The organism is Singulisphaera chitinilytica (assembly GCF_049331405.1).
Taxonomy (GTDB): Bacteria; Planctomycetota; Planctomycetia; order Isosphaerales; family Isosphaeraceae; genus PoT.
In genome coordinates, this window is sequence record NZ_CP186274.1 from 3,374,483 (window position 1) to 3,389,269 (window position 14,787).

Below are 14,787 nucleotides of genomic sequence, written 5' to 3' on the forward strand. Positions count from 1 at the left end.
GATTATCAATAATTGGTGCAACGGTTCAGAACATCCCCTGAATGGGCGTTTTTGTGTTCGCGAGCGGCCCGCGTTTTCGAGCGAATACCGAGGATGGGCGAAAAAGCATGGAGGCGTCGATCGCAGGCCCAACCTTAGGAGAGTCTGATATATCGGTTGAGTCGGATCGCCACCCTTTTGAGTTTTAATTGATACGGATTCAGCGGATCGGCGTGCATTCGACGGTGTAGCGGCCCGAAGGTCGTCGGCCAGCTCGCGTCACTTCGAGTCCGACGGAGAGCGTGAGTTCGCGGAAGTCCTTGAGGCTGCGGTCCTTGCCCCCGACGAGGACCATCATCAGGAGTTCGGGATCTGGCTCGCCGGCCTCGTCGGGGGAGATGCCGTTGAGGATGACGACCCGCCCTTGCGGCCGGGCCGCCTCCGCGCAGCGTTGGAGGATGAGCCGGGCCTCGCGGTCGGGCCAGTCGCTCAGCACGCTCTTGAGCAGGTAGAGGTCCCCGCCGCTAGGGAGCGGGTCGAAGAAGCTCTGACCCTGGACCATCACCCGATCGGCGATCCCCGCATCCTTTAGGAGTTTCCCGGCGCGGGCGACGGTGGACGGCAGGTCGACGAGGATGCCGCGAACCGAGGGGCGGTCGCGGAGCACCTCGGCGAGCAAAGCCCCCGTGCCGCCGCCAACGTCGACGACGGTCGTGACCGAATCCCAGTCGTCTTCGAGCAGCACGTTCGGGTCGGGTCGGCCATGCCCTGGAGGCCCCATCAGCGAGTCGAAGCCTTCGGCGATCTCGGGATGGGCCTGGAGGTCGTCCCAGAAAGGCCGCCCGAAGACCGTGTGATAGGCGGGCGAACCGGAACGCACCGCGGCGAGCAGGCTCCCCCAGGCATGGGCCATCCGACCCCCGAAGCCGTCCAGGTCGAGCCCGAGACGCATGGGAGGTTCGAGCAGCTGCCTCGCCGGTTCGTTGAGTGAGAAGACGCCCGAAGTTGGCTCCTCGAAGAGTCCCTTGCCGACGAGATGCCTGAGGACGCGGCCCAGGGATTCCGGGTCGGCCTGGCATGCCGTCCCGAGCGCTTTGATTTCAACGTTCCCGTCCCCGATGTGTTCGGCGACCCGCAAGGTCGCCACGACGTGGACGCACCAGGGGGTGCAGAGGTTGCTCAGCGACCAGAGATCAACGTCCCTTTCGCCCGGCATGTCGCCAGCCTCCATGGTCTTTGCCGCGATACATCAGTGGTGATGCATGTCCTGTTGAGATCGCCGGTTTTTCCCATCCAGGATCGTCGGCGACGCGGCGGCCTCTCGCAACGTTCCGCCAGGACTCAATGTCGAGTTGTAAGGGAATTACGTCCAGGTGGACTCTTCGGAATATTCCTGGGATTTGGATTGAAGCCGAGGGGAGGAAGCCGGCGAACAGTGCCTCGGTCCGTTTTGGGATCGTCGACGATTTCGTGTCGATTCCGGCTCGCCCCAATCGACAACTGGGTGAAGTGCGAATTGAGACGATGCAGCGAAGCCGCCAGGCGTGCCGCTTGGGACGAATCCAACGTGACAACCACGGGAGGAGCCATGAGATACGTTTGCGTCTTCTACGGCGAAGAGAAGCAGATCGAAGCCCTGTCGTCGGCGGAACTCGAGCAGACCGCCGCCCATGCCGGGGCCTGGGTCGAGGAATTGAAGCGTAGCGGCCATTTCGTCTTCTCACAAGGTCTCCAATCGGTGAGCACCGCGACGACCCTCCGACGCAGGGACGGCCGGGTTTCCATGACCGACGGGCCGTTCGCCGAGACCAAGGAGCAGCTCGGGGGATTCACGATCATCGAGGCCCGGGACCTGAACGAGGCGCTCCAGATTGCCTCGAGCTCCCCCTGCATCCATCTCGGATGCGTCGAGGTCCGCCCCGTCTTCGACCTGACTGCGGTGCTGGACCACGCCCGTTCGCAGGAGGCCGAGGCCGTCGGCCTGGCCGCTCCCGGTCGTTGAGGACTCGCGACAGACGTACCCGGGCCACTGACGCGTCGAGGTTTCCATGAAGTATTTGTGCTTGATCTACTTTGATGAGAAGCGGCTCGAGGCGCTGTCGCCGAGCGAGTACGACGCCCTGGTCGCCGAGGCGCTCGACTACGACGAGGCCATCAGACGCAGCGGCCACTACCAGTCTTCGAATGCCCTCGAATCCGTCCGGACCGCCACGACTCTGCGGCCTCAAGGGGGCAAGCTGCTCCTCACCGACGGGCCGTTCGCCGAGACCAAGGAGCAGCTCGGGGGCTTCATCCTGATCGAGGCCGGCGACCTGGATCAGGCCGTCGAGGTCGCCTCGAAGATCCCCGCGGCCCGCCTCGGTTGCGTCGAACTGAGGCCCGTCAAGGAACTAACCCGCTGAACTCGGCCGATCGACGTCAGATGTACTGACAGCCAGGGATTCGTCGGACCGGAATGACGACGGCTCATGAACGCGCCGTGGGAGGATTGAGATGGTCATCCATGAAAAGCGAGTCATCGAAGCACCTGCCGACCGTAGGATTGTCCTGACACGCCTCTTCGACGCGAGCAAGGAGCAGCTCTTCGAAGCCTGGACGAAGCCCTGGCACGTCTCCGAGTGGTGGGGACCGAACGGATCGACGACGACGATTCGCGAAATGGATGTCACTCCCTCCGGCCTCTGGCGATTCGTCATGCGTGGCCCCGATGGTGTCGATCATAGGAATACGGTTGTCTACATCGAGGTCGTCAGTACAAACCGCTTGGTCTTCGCCTCGAGTCGGGACGACGCCCGGCCTGGAACTCGCCCGTACCACGTCACCGTGGTCTTCAACGAGCAGGGCGGCCAGACCCAGGTCACCGTGCGGACCCTCTACAACTCGATCGCCGAACGCGACGCCAAGCTGAAGGCGGGGGCGATCCGGGAAGGCATTCAGACGCTCGCTCGCCTGGCCAGATATCTCCCCCGAATGTCCCGGCCCGAATCCGTCAACTGACTTCCAGGGAAAGGAACCGTCCCATGTCGAAGAAGACCTTGCTGAAGAGAGCCCTTCTCGTTTTCGCCGTCCTGTTCGTCGCGTTCATCGGCCTGGTGGCCATGCAGCCGTCCGAATTCGAGGTCGATCGCTCGGCGACAATCGCGGCCCCGGCGTCGTTGGCGTACGGGCTCGTCAACGACTTCCACAAGTGGGAAGGCTGGTCCCCCTGGTCCAAGCGGGATCCGTCGGCCAGGAAGACGTTCGAAGGCTCGCCCACCGGCACGGGCGCCGTCTATCACTGGGACGGCAACGCCGAGGTCGGCGAGGGGATCGCCACGATCACGGAGAGCAAGCCCTCCGAACTCATCAAGATCCGCCTCGAATTCATCAAGCCGTTCGCCGGCACCAACTTCGCCGAGTTCCGGTTCAAGGATGAAGGGGGCGAGACCCTCGTGACCTGGAGCATCAAGGGCCGTTGCAACTTCATCGCCAAGGGCCTTCACCTGTTCCTTGATATGGACAAGATGATCGGCGGCGACTTCGAGAGCGGCCTCCGCGAGATCAAGTATCTCGCCGAACTCGAGAAGGAAAACGACAAGAGCCTGACCAAGGCCGAGGACATCAAGGCCGAGCGTTGAGGTTGGCCATCGTCAAAGTTCGAGGATCCGGCAATCGGCTCGTCGTTCCCAAGCACTTGGGGGCGACGAGCCGATGCCTTCGTTCGTGCGGCTTAGGAGTTTCCTGGGACGGTTCTCTCCCCTTCAAGCTCGGAAAGGATGACGGCATGAGTGGAGTTCGAGTACTGGTCGGGACGCGCAAAGGGGCCTTCGTGCTCACGTCGGATGGCCGCCGCGAGCGCTGGGAGGTCAGCGGGCCTCATTTCGGTGGCTGGGAGATCTACCATGTCAAGGGTTCGCCCGCGGATCCGAACCGGCTCTACGCCTCGCAGTCGAGCGCCTGGTTCGGCCAGATGATTCAGCGCTCCGACGACGGGGGCAAGACCTGGGAGACCGTCGGCAACAAGTTCCTCTACGACGGCGTCCCCGGCACGCACCAGTGGTATGACGGCACGCCCCACCCCTGGGAATTCAAGCGGGTCTGGCATCTCGAACCTTCGCTCCACGACCCCGACATCGTCTACGCCGGGGTCGAGGACGCCGCGCTCTTCCGCTCGACCGACGCCGGGCAGACCTGGCACGAACTCTCCGGCCTCCGCGGCCACGGTTCCGGGGCGAGCTGGCAGCCGGGCGCCGGTGGGATGGGCCTGCACACGATCGTCCTCGACCCTACCAATCCCGAGCGCATTTACATCGCGATCTCGGCGGCCGGCGTCTTCCGCACCGATGACGGCGGCGCGACCTGGCGGCCCATCAACCGAGGCCTCCGCTCCGAGCACATCCCCGACCCCAACGCCGAGGTCGGCCACTGCGTCCATCGGATCGCCCTGCATCGCTCTCGCCCCAACGTGCTTTATATGCAGAAGCATTGGGATGTGATGCGGAGCGACGACGCCGGCGATTCCTGGCGGGAGGTCAGCGGCAACCTGCCCACCGACTTCGGGTTCCCGATCGACGTCCACGCACACGAGCCGGAGACGGTCTACGTCGTCCCGATCAAGAGCGACGCTGAGCATTACCCGCCCGAGGGCAAGCTCCGCGTCTACCGGAGCCGTGTCGGCGGCAATGAGTGGGAACCCTTGACGAAGGGGCTGCCCCAGTCAGATTGCTACGTCAACGTGCTCCGCGACGCGATGGCCGTCGACTCGCTCGACTCCTGCGGCGTCTATTTCGGGACCACCGGCGGCCAGGTGTATGTCTCGGCCGACTCTGGGGATAACTGGTCCCCGATCGTCCGCGACCTCCCTGCCGTCCTCTCCGTCGAGGTCCAGACACTCCCATGATACGAGTCGTGCTGCCGTCTCACCTGAGGACGATCGCCCGCGTCCAGGGTGAGGTGAAGATCCGCGTCGATGGCCGGGCGACCCAGGATTCGGTTCTCGATGCGCTCGAGGCCGATTATCCCATGCTGCAAGGGGCGATCCGCGACCATACCACGAGGAAGCGGAGGCCCTTCTTGCGGTTCTTCGCCTGCGAGCGGGACCTCTCCTTCGAGCCTCCCGACTCGCTGCTCCCCGAGGAGGTGATCTCGGGCCGGGAAGCCTTCCTCGTCGTCGGTGCCGTCTCCGGGGGTTGATACGAAACGACGAATGGCGAGGGGGATGAACAGGTTCATCCCCCTCGCCGATGTTCGTTGCGTTTTCGATTAGGACAGCGATCTGAGGTCAGGACTTGAGATTCTCGGCCGTCTGCTGGCGGAGTCGATCTTCCTGCTCTCGCAACTCCGGGGTCAAGGCGGGGCCGAAGTCGTCGGCCTCGAAGATCTGGCGGATCTCGACCTCGCAATCGTCATTGTGGGGGTTCGGGCATTTCTTGAGCCACTCGATGGCCTCGGCCAGCGAGGCCACCTGCCAGATCCAGAAGCCGGCGATGAGCTCCTTCGTCTCGGCAAAGGGGCCGTCGATCACGGACCGCTTTGCGCCCGAGAACCTCACACGAGCCCCCTTGGAGCTGGCGTGCAGGCCCTCGCCGGTGACCATCACCCCGGCCTTGACCAGCTCTTCGTTGTAGTTGCCCATCGCGGTCAGCATCTTCTCGTCCGGAAGGACGCCAGCCTCGGAATCCTTGCTCGCCTTGACGATCACCATGAATCGCATCGCGTGTTCCCCTTTGAGTGGAGTGAATTCTTGTTCGAGCCGTGATGTCTGCAAATATTTGTGTTTTAGGCGTAAGGAGCTTTGCTCAGGTCCGCCTGCATCTCGGTGAAGCCGGCGGCCGCGTCCTGGACGTCTGGGGGGAAGTCCTCGAACTCCTGGACCTGGCGGACTTCGATGATCTCGTTCTCGCCGGCCGGGCACTTCGAGGCCCACGCGATGGCCTCTTCCCGCGAGTTGACCCGGATCATCCAGTAGCCGCCGAGCACTTCCCTGACCTCGGCGAAAGGGCCGTCGGTCACCTTCGGCTTGCCGCCCGCGAACGAGACCCTCGCGCCCATAGCCGGGGGATGGAGGCCGTCGAGCGTGACGAGGACGCCTGCCTTCTGAAGCGACGCGTTGTACTTCATCATGGCCGCGACGGCCTCCGCTTCCGGCATGGTCCCCGCAGCGGCCGTCTCGTATCCCTTGGGGATCATCAGCATCATGAATCGCATCGTCGTCCGTCCTTCCATCCGTCTGAGGATTCGCGGCGGCTCTCGCCGGCATGACTCACGTTCACAGACTCGTCGATCGGGGATGCCCGCGATCGACAGCGGCCTCGAAATATTTTCCGAGATTGACGCAAGTCTTTGGGCGCGTTGAGAATGGCGTTCTGGCCGTGGGTCGATTCGCTCCATGCCCGACGACCCTCGCGGTGGCGACGTGTCGGATGTTCATCTTCGCATGCCGAGGTCGTTCGAGATCGAGTCGCCTATCTTGCGATAGAGGTTCGCGAGTTGCGCCCGATCGACCGGCTTGTTGGAGAACCCTTGCCAGGCCGGGACGTTCGAGCCCGAGGGGCTCGGCTCCGGCTGGATCGGATAGTAATGTGATTCCGCATTGATCAGAGCCTTCGTGCCGTGCTTGCCGAAGGTCGAGAAACTCTCATCCATGAATTCGTTATAATTGGCAATGAAGGCTTCGGACCAGATGTAGTGATAGGCCCAGAATTCGTGGTCCGCCTCCCGCTTGGCCTTCAAGATCTCCTCGGGCTTGCGCTCAAGGAAGTCACCCACCATGAGCCGGTACGAATAGATGCGGTTGATGAGCGGGCAGATCACGCTGTAATGCTTGGCCTTCTCCGAGATGGACGCCTCGTGGAGCGACTGGCGGCGGATGTATCTCGCCCCGATGATCGCGACCACCAGGGGTGTCGCGGTCGCGCCCAATGACTGGATCACGTTGCAGATGATGTTGAAGTGCTCGAGCTTCATCGTACAGATACCCGGATTGGTGGAATTGGCCGATCGATGCCAATTCAGGGGTTCAATCATCGAATGAAAATAGTTGGGTGATGAATTGCATTGCTTGTCTTGTGCTTGCCGCTCGACGCAAGCGGGCATGTGTTGGCCTCGTGGAATCAAATCGCGCCAGTACCCATTCCCGAGGTCTCGTCGATACCATGTCATGATTTCGCGGGCACGAGAAGATTGGAATTGCCGGCCTCCCTCGATCAACTGCCTGGGCTTCGTTCTTTCAGGAAGGTTCCTCCTGGGCCAGGACCGACTCGACGGTTGACGCAGGTCAGGGGGGGCGGCACAATCGGTCAACCTCGCAAGACCCAGGGTCGTGCCAAGACAACGGAGTTCCTGCCCATGCCCAACCGATCGCTTCTGATCGCCTTCGCGACGCTTTTCCTCGGCTTCATGCCGTTCCGACCCGGGATGGCCGCGGATCCGGGCTGGAAGGACCTCTTCGACGGCAAGACGCTCGACGGCTGGAAGGTCAACGGCGGCACCGCCACATATAAAGTCGAAAACGGGACGATCGTCGGCACGACCGTCGAGGGAAGCCCCAACACCTTCTTGTGCAAGGGGGACTTCAAGGACTTCGAACTCGAGGTGGAGGTCAAGTGCGACCCCGCGCTCAACTCCGGCGTCCAGGTCCGCAGCCACGTCTACCGGGCTGATGATCCCGACGAGGCGAAACGCGCCAGGGCCGGGGTCGTCTACGGTCCCCAATGCGAGATCGCCCGCAAGGATACCGGGACGGCCGGGCGCTTCTACGACGAAGGCAGGCGTGGGAAGTGGCTCGCCGAGATCAATCCCGACGCCGCCGACGCCTTCCGCGACGACGACTGGAACCGCTACCGCATCGTCGTGCAAGGCAATCGTTACCGCTCTTGGGTCAATGGCAAGGCCGTGATCGACTTCACCGATGATATGGACACCCAGGGCTTCATCGGGCTCCAGGTCCACGGGATCGCCGCCGGGACGGGGCCTTATGAGGTCCGCTGGCGGAACGTCCGGATCCGGGAACTCGGCGCGGGCGAAGAGGTGACGTCATCCGAAATTCCCCAGGGGTTCCAGGCCGTCTTCAACGGCAAGGACCTCTCGGGCTGGGAGGGGAGCCCGCAGTACTGGTCGGCCGAGGATGGCTGCCTCGTGGGCAAGGCCGACGGCACGCTCAAGTACAATCGCTTCATCACCTGGCGCGGGGGCAAGGTCAAGAATTTCGAGCTCCGCGTGAAGGTCAATGTCTCGCCGACCGGGAACAGCGGCCTGCAATATCGCGGCACCGAGCGCCCCGACCTGGGCGAGTCGGTCGTCACCGGCTACCAGTGCGACGTCGTCGCGAACCGGCCCGACTACAACGGCATGCTTTATGAGGAGCGCGGGCGCCGGATCCTCTCTCACACGGGGGAGAAGGTCATCATCGACCCGAAGGGTCAGCCCTGGTCGGTCGGCCGCTTCCCGCTCAAGGACTTCAAGCCGGGCGAGTGGCATGACTACCGAGTTCTGGTCGAGGGCAACCACCACAGGCACTGGATCGACGGCCAGCCCACCGTGGATCTGATCGACCTGGATGAGAAGGGACGCAAGCTCGAGGGCGTCCTCGCCGTCCAGGTCCACGTCGGGCCGCCGATGTCGATCCGGTACAAGGATTTCTTCCTCAAGCCCCTGCCCGATGACCTCCCCCTGATCCAGCCCGACCAGGCGCCCATCCCATCGGATGCCCCCAAGGTCGCCCCGCAAGGCCAGGATCGCCCACGGACCCCCGACGCGGTCTGAAACGAGATTTCTCCCACTCCTGCCGGGGCCAGCCTTCGGCAGGAGTGATGCGATCAGGTATCGGTCGATTTGCATGGTCTGGCCAACGATGTGTTGAGATGTGTTTGTATTGTCTGATGTGCGAGTCATTAGTAATTTTGATTGATAGTTTCCTCTTGGTCCGTACACTTACCGCCCACCTGAGAGCCGGCTCATGAACCTCCGTCGTTCCGTTTCGCTTGGTGCTTTGGCCTTCGCGTTGTGCCAAAGCTCGGCCATCGCACAGCCCGCCGGTCGAGTGACTCCCCCCGTTTCGCTGAAAGAGCGACTCCCCGAACTCCACCTGCTCGAAGGCCCCTGGACCGGCTCGACCGTTCATGGAGAGACCTTGCTCTTCATCGCGGGGGGGAAGAAGGGGCCCTCGGCCAGGTTGCTCTACGACGTGGAGAAGATCCTCTCGGTCCGAGCCGCGAATCGCTCACAGGAGTTCCAGCGCGGGCGTGACTTCGAGGTCTCGCCGGACGGCTCGGGTCTCGTCCTGCCGGCCGGATCCCGGATCCGGTTCATCGGCGAAGCGGAACTCTTTCCCGCCAAGGGTGCTTTGATGAGCATCGCTTCAAGGGCAGGGCATCCCGAGGCCAGCGTCATGTTCGACAACGCGCATTACTTCCACGACCTCCAGGTGGAAGTCACGTATGTGCCCAAGGCCCCGAAGTGGGAGGCCTATCGACCGGAGTTCGCGGCCGAGACGCTGGTTCGGACGATCGGGAAGCTCAAGAAGAAGCAGCCCGTGACGATCGCCGTCAGTGGCGATAGCATCTCCGAAGGCTACAACGCCTCGGAGTTCACCAAGACGACCCCGTTCCAGCCCCCCTATCCCACGCTCGTCGCGGCCCAGTTGGAGGCGACGTACGGGGGTAAGGTCACCCTGCACAACTTCGCCGTCGGCGGCTGGTCCTCGAAGAACGGCGCCGACGACGTGCAGCGAGTCATCAAGGCGAAGCCCGACCTCGCCATCATCGCCTACGGCATGAACGACGTGGGCGCGAAGAATCCCAATGCCTACCGCGCGAACATCGAGACGATGATCCGGAAGATCCACGAGGCCAACGCCGAGACCGAGATCATCCTCGTCGCCACCATGACCGGTAATCCGGATTGGGTCGCGACCCCCGCGGAGATGTTCCCCGTCTACGGCGATGTGCTGGCCTCGTTCGAGGGACCTGGCATCGCCCTGGCCGACCTGACGTCGGTCTGGCAGCGGTTCATGGTCCGCAAGCGGCACGTCGACATGACCGGCAACGGTGTGAACCATCCCGACGACTTCGGCCATCGGGTCTACGCACAGACGATTCTGGGGCTGCTGGTCGACCCGGCCCTCATGCCAGCGGCCAGGCCTTGAGCTTGTTGATGCGGCCTCGAGGCTGACGAGACCGAATTCGCGTCAGCCTCGAGAATCATTGCCTGTCGATCATCAAAGTTCGGCCAGGACGCGGTGGGCGCAAGTAACGGCCAACGCCCCGTCGCCCACGGCGAAGGCGACGCGTTTGGTCGTGTTGCTGCGGACGTCCCCGGCGGCGAAGACTCCGGGGCAGGTCGTTTCCACGGTGCAAGGCTCGCGATGAGGCAGGGGCCAGTGTTTCGACTTTGCGGCATCAGCTCCGGTGAGGATGAACCCCTTGGGGTCGACCTCGACGGTAGCCGGCAGCCAGCTCGTCCTCGGCTGGGCCCCGATGAAGACGAAGACCGCCGCGCATTCGAGATCGCGCCGGCTCCCGTCACGGACGTTTCGGAGCCTGAGCCCCTTCAGGGCCTGCTCGCCCGCGATGGCGTCGACCTCGACGTGGTGGATGACCTCGATCTTGTCGTGATTCTCGATCCGCCGGGCGAGGTAATCCGACATGCTCTTGCGGATGTCGCCGCCTCGCAAGAGCAGGGCGGCACCCGCGGTGTTATCCGCGAGGAACATCGCGGCCTGCCCCGCCGAGTTCCCGCCGCCAATCACTACGGCGCGGCTGCTCCGGCAGGAGCGGGCGTGGACCGAAGTGCATGAGTAGTAGATGCCCGCGCCATCCCAACGCTCGCACCCCTCCACCGGGAGCCGCTGATAGCTCGCGCCGGTCGCGATGAGCACGGTACGCCCGCTGACGACCTGGCCGTCGTCGAGCGTCAGTTTGTGAATCTTCCCCTCGGTGGTCATCGACTGCACGTCAACCGGCGCAACCAACTCCGCGCCGAACTTGAGGGCCTGCAGGTATCCGCGGTTGGCGAGGTCCGCCCCCGAGAGGCCCGCGGGGAAGCCCATGTAGTTCTCGATCCTCGAGCTCGTCCCGGCTTGCCCGCCCGGTCCGAATCGGTCGAGGACGATGGTGGAGAGCCCCTCCGAGGCACCATAGACCGCCGCCGCCAGGCCCGCCGGGCCGGCGCCGACGATCACGAGGTCGAACGGCTCGGTGCGGATCTGACGCTTCAACCCCAGGCATTCGGCCAGCCGCGTCACCGTCGGTCGGGGCGAGCGCGTCCCCCGGTTGCAGGAGACGAACGGGAGTTGTTCCGGCGTGACGTCGAGGGCCTCCATCGCGGCCCTGCCTTCGGGCTCGTCGACGTCGATCCAGGTATGCGGAACCTTATTCTTGTCGAAGAATTCACGGATCAGGGTCAGGTCCGCGTCGCCGAGATGCCCGAAGACCCGCACGCCGACGAATCCGGAACGCTCGAGCATCAACCGGCGCGTCTGGAAGGCCTCAAGCAGCTTGTCGCTCAGCTCGGGGAGTTCCTGGATCACGCGTCGGAGATCCGCCTGGTTCACGCAGTAGGCTTCCACGTCCCCCTTCGCATAGGCCGAGATCACCGCGGGCCGGTCGGTCAGGAGCGAGACGTCCCCCGTGAACTCGTCCTTGCCGTGGATCACGATCGTCCGGGAGTCCTCGTTGGTCTCGTCGACGATCGCGATCTCGCCCGATCTCACCACGTAAAAGGGCACGCCGCGTTGGCCTGCCTGGAAGATCGTCTCGCCGTCCTTGAAGGTGCAGACTTCCGCGAGGCCGGCCAGCAACTCGACCTCGTCGCCGCTGAGCTTGGGGAACGCGAGTTGGTGCACATAATCCACTTTTAACACGGCCTCGATCTCCCGGAATGCGATCCGCCGGCCCAACGACCTCGATAACCATCCAGCCTGCGATCGTCTCTCGTCCCCGAACGCGTCGTCAACCCCTTACTTCAGGTAACCTGGACATCCCCCGGAAATCGAAGAGGATCGCGAGGACCCCCTCGCGCCGGAGTAATTACGCGTCATGCGAGGATGCTCTGATGCGTCGGCTAGCCGCGGTCGTGCCGTGGAGGGAGAGACGGTACGGCTCGGACAATCCGGCAGAGTGCTGGATCTGGATGAATTCGGACGCGAGGACTTGAGGGCTTGGTCCGGGAGTTACGGCCCGGGACGATTCCATGAGGAACCGTCCCAGGCCTGAAATTTGGAGCCGAGGCTTCGTGATCAGGCGAAGTCCCGCGTTTCGGTGAGTCGGAGGTGCGGATCAGCTCCGTGATTGCAATTCAAGCAGTTTCTGCTTGAGCATGCCGAGGTGGAGCTGAAGCTGATAACACTCCTCCATGTAGCTGAGGGGCACGTCGACGAACGCCAACTGATGCTCGATGTCCCTCAGCCTCGCGAGTTCATGTTCCAGGTCGGAGCCGGAGAGGCCCATGACGAGGTTCTGGTCGATCTCGCGGAGGACCGAATACCAGAGGTAGATCTTGCGCCTGGTGCGCCAACGCATCAAAGGCGGGGTCGCCCGCAGGAGGGGCATCATCAGCATGACGAGCGGGATGAGCATGACCTTGGCGCGGTCGGCCAGGGAGGCCAGCCAGAAGGGCAGGAGCCGTTGCAGGACCGGCTGGCCCGACTTGTAGAAACGCCTGGCCTCGTCGTCGACGGGGAAGTCGCAGTAGGACTCGGACGGGAACTCGCCGGGCTCCGACAACTCATCGCCTGCGCCGTGGATCCGCGTGGCGGTGGCGAGCAGCAAGGGGACGAAGGCCGGGTGGAAATCCTTGCGGACGACCAGCATCGCCGTCGGGGCCAGGAGCGCGATGTCCTTGCCCGGGACGTTCGCGCTCAGGTTCACGAGGCCTGCCGGCAGGGTGACCGGGGACAGGAAGCGGAACCGGCGGCGATAGGCTTCCTGCTGGTCGAAGGTCATGAGGCTGACGGCCGGGTCGTTCAGCAGTTTGCTGATATAGTCGGCCTCGAAGGCGGCGACGAAGAAGGCGGCGTTGAGGTCCCCATTCTGCAAGGACGTGGCGGCCTTGGCTACGCTGTCCTTGACCATCGTGATGCGGGGCGTGCTGGTGGACCCGTCGGTTCTGTCCAGGTTATTCACCGCCAGCATCCGCATGGCGATGGCGTTCGTACCGCTCCCTTCCGGCCCGATGCCCACCCGTTTGCCCTCGAGCTGGGCGATGCGGTCGATCGTCTTGCCCCCTCGATAGAAGATCCACAGGGGCTCTCGGTAGAGGCTGCCCAGCGCGGCGAACTGGTTCACATCCTCCGGGCCGGCCACCCCACTTTGCACGATGGCGACCGAGACGCCCGAGTCGTCCTGCCCCAGTAATCGCAGATTCTCCACCGAGCCGGCCGTCTCGCGTACCTCGACGGAAAGGCCGACTTTACGCAGCTCCTCCGCGTACCGGTTCGCGAAGTGGTAATAGGCCCCGGTTTTCCCGCCGCTCGCGATCACGATCTTGCGCGGTGGGGGCGGTTCGACGAACGTCATGTACGTCGCCACGAGGGCGGTGAGGCAGATCCCGCCGATCCAGAACCAGACGATCAGCGCGAACTTGCTCTGGCGGCGCGGCCGCGGAGGCGCCACTCTTGGTCGGGATGAGGGCACGACCCGATCTCCTGAATCTCAAGGCATCCGGCGCAGGTTGATCCACCCACCCGGGGGCACGTCGAGGCCGGATTATCAACAAAATCCCACGCGAAGCAAGCGGGCGGTCGTCGCGGGCCTGCCCGATCGCCAAGACTCCGCAGGTCCGGCCCGGAGCTACCGGCACGGGATCCGTGGATCGTCTCAATCCTCGGCGGGCTTGAGGTATTCGGCCACGATGCCTTGCGGGCAAGCTGTCGGCTTCCTCGCCCCGTTGCTCGCCTCGAACCAGCCGTCTTCCATGGCCGGAATCGCCGGGCGTCTTACCAGGGGTGAGAGTCGCACGAGGAACCCGAGATATGGCGGCTGGACGGTGTCGTAGTCGACCTCAACGCCCTCCCACTCCGACTGGTGCCCCGGGTCCAGGTCCGGATCCTCCGCGCACTCATTCCGGAGCCAGAGTGGAAACGCCTGATCCGGCCTCGTGTGACGGAAGTAGGCGCCGATCGGCTCGTTCGGATCGATTTCGTTGAGGCAGTAGGAGCCGTTGGCCCCATGGAAGTATGTGTACACCTCGGCGAGGTAATCGCCCCGGGGGACCTCGAGGAAACGCGAGAACTCGTCCATGTCCTCGCCCCAGAGGTACTCGACACCGCCGCCGATGATCGCCAGCTTGCCGTCGGGGATGCGGAGTTTATGCGCGCTGCAGGCGACCCACTCTTCCTGCTCCTGGGGCGATAGCTCCTCGTCGAGCACGACTCGGATGATGAACGAGTCGTCCTGCACCAACTCGAAAGGGAGGAAGATCCCTTCTTTGATCGCGTCGAGCCATTCCGGCTCATCCGGGTCGATATCCGAGAAATCTCGGCCGCAGAGGCATTTCGACGTGATCATGAAACCGGTCGCTTCATTATAAATTTCGAGGTCGATTCGACTCATGAAAGGATTTCCTGCTTATTATTTGTGCCGCATGGCTTCTGCCATATCGCTGAGTCATTAAACGGCGCGAGGCGGGGCGCGATGGTGGAGAGGGAGGGCCGAGACCTCCGTGTCCCTGTCGAGCGTCGGCGAGGCCCCAGTTTGCCCAGCAAGCCCAGGTCCCTGAAAGCTCCGCCGAGCGAGGGTTCATCCCCTCTTGAAATCGAGGCTTCTCGATCGTGAACGCTGTGAACTCGGGTGGTCTCTTATAGTTTCAGCCATCATGGTCCGTAAAGCGATC

General features: G+C 63.5%; 15 protein-coding genes. 8 read left to right on the forward strand and 7 right to left on the reverse strand.

The features are described from left to right. Positions 1 to 199: 199 nt before the first annotated feature. A complete protein-coding gene (locus ACOYYX_RS13695; RefSeq protein ID WP_422930461.1) occupies positions 200 to 1,195 on the reverse strand; it encodes a methyltransferase in 996 nt (331 codons plus the stop codon). A 372-nt stretch (positions 1,196 to 1,567) separates the two neighbouring features. Here ACOYYX_RS13695 and ACOYYX_RS13700 point away from each other — a divergent pair, with 372 nt between their 5' ends. The 6 genes from ACOYYX_RS13700 to ACOYYX_RS13725 all read left to right on the forward strand — a co-directional run bounded on the left by ACOYYX_RS13700 (position 1,568) and on the right by ACOYYX_RS13725 (position 5,151). After that, positions 1,568 to 1,981 carry a YciI family protein gene (locus ACOYYX_RS13700; protein ID WP_422930462.1) on the forward strand — a complete coding sequence of 138 codons (414 nt, stop codon included), beginning with the start codon at positions 1,568 to 1,570 and terminating at the stop codon, positions 1,979 to 1,981. Between the two features lie 46 nt (positions 1,982 to 2,027). Next, a complete protein-coding gene (locus tag ACOYYX_RS13705; RefSeq protein WP_422930463.1) occupies positions 2,028 to 2,381 on the forward strand; it encodes a YciI family protein in 354 nt (117 codons plus the stop codon). Positions 2,382 to 2,472: 91 nt separating this feature from the next. Further along, positions 2,473 to 2,976 (forward strand): SRPBCC domain-containing protein, encoded by a 504-nt coding sequence (locus ACOYYX_RS13710; protein WP_422930464.1) that lies wholly within the window; start codon positions 2,473 to 2,475, stop codon positions 2,974 to 2,976. 23 nt (positions 2,977 to 2,999) lie between these two features. After that, on the forward strand, positions 3,000 to 3,596 hold the full coding sequence (locus ACOYYX_RS13715; RefSeq protein WP_422930465.1) for an SRPBCC family protein: 597 nt from the start codon (positions 3,000 to 3,002) through the stop codon (positions 3,594 to 3,596). Positions 3,597 to 3,742: 146 nt separating this feature from the next. Then, on the forward strand, positions 3,743 to 4,858 hold the full coding sequence (locus ACOYYX_RS13720; RefSeq protein WP_422930466.1) for a WD40/YVTN/BNR-like repeat-containing protein: 1,116 nt from the start codon (positions 3,743 to 3,745) through the stop codon (positions 4,856 to 4,858). Beyond that, on the forward strand, positions 4,855 to 5,151 hold the full coding sequence (locus tag ACOYYX_RS13725; protein ID WP_422930467.1) for a MoaD/ThiS family protein: 297 nt from the start codon (positions 4,855 to 4,857) through the stop codon (positions 5,149 to 5,151). The genes ACOYYX_RS13720 and ACOYYX_RS13725 overlap by 4 nt, the downstream gene beginning before the upstream one ends. Positions 5,152 to 5,239: 88 nt before the next feature. On the opposite strand, the gene ACOYYX_RS13730 is transcribed toward ACOYYX_RS13725, so the two are convergent. From ACOYYX_RS13730 to ACOYYX_RS13740, 3 genes are all read right to left on the reverse strand, one after another. Next, complete coding sequence (locus ACOYYX_RS13730; RefSeq protein ID WP_422930468.1) at positions 5,240 to 5,671, reverse strand: YciI family protein; 432 nt, start codon at positions 5,669 to 5,671, stop codon at positions 5,240 to 5,242. A gap of 65 nt (positions 5,672 to 5,736) precedes the next feature. Next, positions 5,737 to 6,165: a YciI family protein gene (locus ACOYYX_RS13735; RefSeq protein ID WP_422930469.1), complete on the reverse strand. Its 429-nt coding sequence runs from the start codon at positions 6,163 to 6,165 to the stop codon at positions 5,737 to 5,739. Between the two features lie 219 nt (positions 6,166 to 6,384). Further along, on the reverse strand, positions 6,385 to 6,924 hold the full coding sequence (locus ACOYYX_RS13740; protein ID WP_422930470.1) for a hypothetical protein: 540 nt from the start codon (positions 6,922 to 6,924) through the stop codon (positions 6,385 to 6,387). Between the two features lie 381 nt (positions 6,925 to 7,305). On the opposite strand from ACOYYX_RS13740, the gene ACOYYX_RS13745 reads away from it, so the two are divergent. Further along, the gene (locus tag ACOYYX_RS13745; RefSeq protein ID WP_422930471.1) at positions 7,306 to 8,721 is read left to right on the forward strand and encodes a 3-keto-disaccharide hydrolase; all 1,416 of its coding nucleotides are present in this window, start codon (positions 7,306 to 7,308) and stop codon (positions 8,719 to 8,721) included. A gap of 193 nt (positions 8,722 to 8,914) precedes the next feature. Then, positions 8,915 to 10,102 (forward strand): SGNH/GDSL hydrolase family protein, encoded by a 1,188-nt coding sequence (locus tag ACOYYX_RS13750; protein ID WP_422930472.1) that lies wholly within the window; start codon positions 8,915 to 8,917, stop codon positions 10,100 to 10,102. Positions 10,103 to 10,174: 72 nt separating this feature from the next. Here ACOYYX_RS13750 and ACOYYX_RS13755 read toward each other — a convergent pair whose 3' ends face one another. From ACOYYX_RS13755 to ACOYYX_RS13765, 3 genes are all read right to left on the reverse strand, one after another. Next, positions 10,175 to 11,818 carry an FAD-dependent oxidoreductase gene (locus ACOYYX_RS13755; RefSeq protein WP_422930473.1) on the reverse strand — a complete coding sequence of 548 codons (1,644 nt, stop codon included), beginning with the start codon at positions 11,816 to 11,818 and terminating at the stop codon, positions 10,175 to 10,177. A 415-nt stretch (positions 11,819 to 12,233) separates the two neighbouring features. Next, complete coding sequence (locus ACOYYX_RS13760; protein WP_422930474.1) at positions 12,234 to 13,589, reverse strand: TAXI family TRAP transporter solute-binding subunit; 1,356 nt, start codon at positions 13,587 to 13,589, stop codon at positions 12,234 to 12,236. A 183-nt stretch (positions 13,590 to 13,772) separates the two neighbouring features. Then, complete coding sequence (locus ACOYYX_RS13765; protein ID WP_422930475.1) at positions 13,773 to 14,507, reverse strand: hypothetical protein; 735 nt, start codon at positions 14,505 to 14,507, stop codon at positions 13,773 to 13,775. Between the last annotated feature and the right edge of the window lie 280 nt (positions 14,508 to 14,787).

Excerpts from the sequence above, each read along its gene's own strand:
- ACOYYX_RS13695 (WP_422930461.1), bottom strand. The coding sequence starts at position 1,195 with ATGCCGGGCGAAAGGGACGTTGATCTCTGGTCGCTGAGCAACCTCTGC.
- ACOYYX_RS13700 (WP_422930462.1), top strand. The coding sequence starts at position 1,568 with ATGAGATACGTTTGCGTCTTCTACGGCGAAGAGAAGCAGATCGAAGCC.
- ACOYYX_RS13705 (WP_422930463.1), top strand. The coding sequence starts at position 2,028 with ATGAAGTATTTGTGCTTGATCTACTTTGATGAGAAGCGGCTCGAGGCG.
- ACOYYX_RS13710 (WP_422930464.1), top strand. The coding sequence starts at position 2,473 with ATGGTCATCCATGAAAAGCGAGTCATCGAAGCACCTGCCGACCGTAGG.
- ACOYYX_RS13715 (WP_422930465.1), top strand. The coding sequence starts at position 3,000 with ATGTCGAAGAAGACCTTGCTGAAGAGAGCCCTTCTCGTTTTCGCCGTC.
- ACOYYX_RS13720 (WP_422930466.1), top strand. The coding sequence starts at position 3,743 with ATGAGTGGAGTTCGAGTACTGGTCGGGACGCGCAAAGGGGCCTTCGTG.
- ACOYYX_RS13725 (WP_422930467.1), top strand. The coding sequence starts at position 4,855 with ATGATACGAGTCGTGCTGCCGTCTCACCTGAGGACGATCGCCCGCGTC.
- ACOYYX_RS13730 (WP_422930468.1), bottom strand. The coding sequence starts at position 5,671 with ATGCGATTCATGGTGATCGTCAAGGCGAGCAAGGATTCCGAGGCTGGC.
- ACOYYX_RS13735 (WP_422930469.1), bottom strand. The coding sequence starts at position 6,165 with ATGCGATTCATGATGCTGATGATCCCCAAGGGATACGAGACGGCCGCT.
- ACOYYX_RS13740 (WP_422930470.1), bottom strand. The coding sequence starts at position 6,924 with ATGAAGCTCGAGCACTTCAACATCATCTGCAACGTGATCCAGTCATTG.
- ACOYYX_RS13745 (WP_422930471.1), top strand. The coding sequence starts at position 7,306 with ATGCCCAACCGATCGCTTCTGATCGCCTTCGCGACGCTTTTCCTCGGC.
- ACOYYX_RS13750 (WP_422930472.1), top strand. The coding sequence starts at position 8,915 with ATGAACCTCCGTCGTTCCGTTTCGCTTGGTGCTTTGGCCTTCGCGTTG.
- ACOYYX_RS13765 (WP_422930475.1), bottom strand. The coding sequence starts at position 14,507 with ATGAGTCGAATCGACCTCGAAATTTATAATGAAGCGACCGGTTTCATG.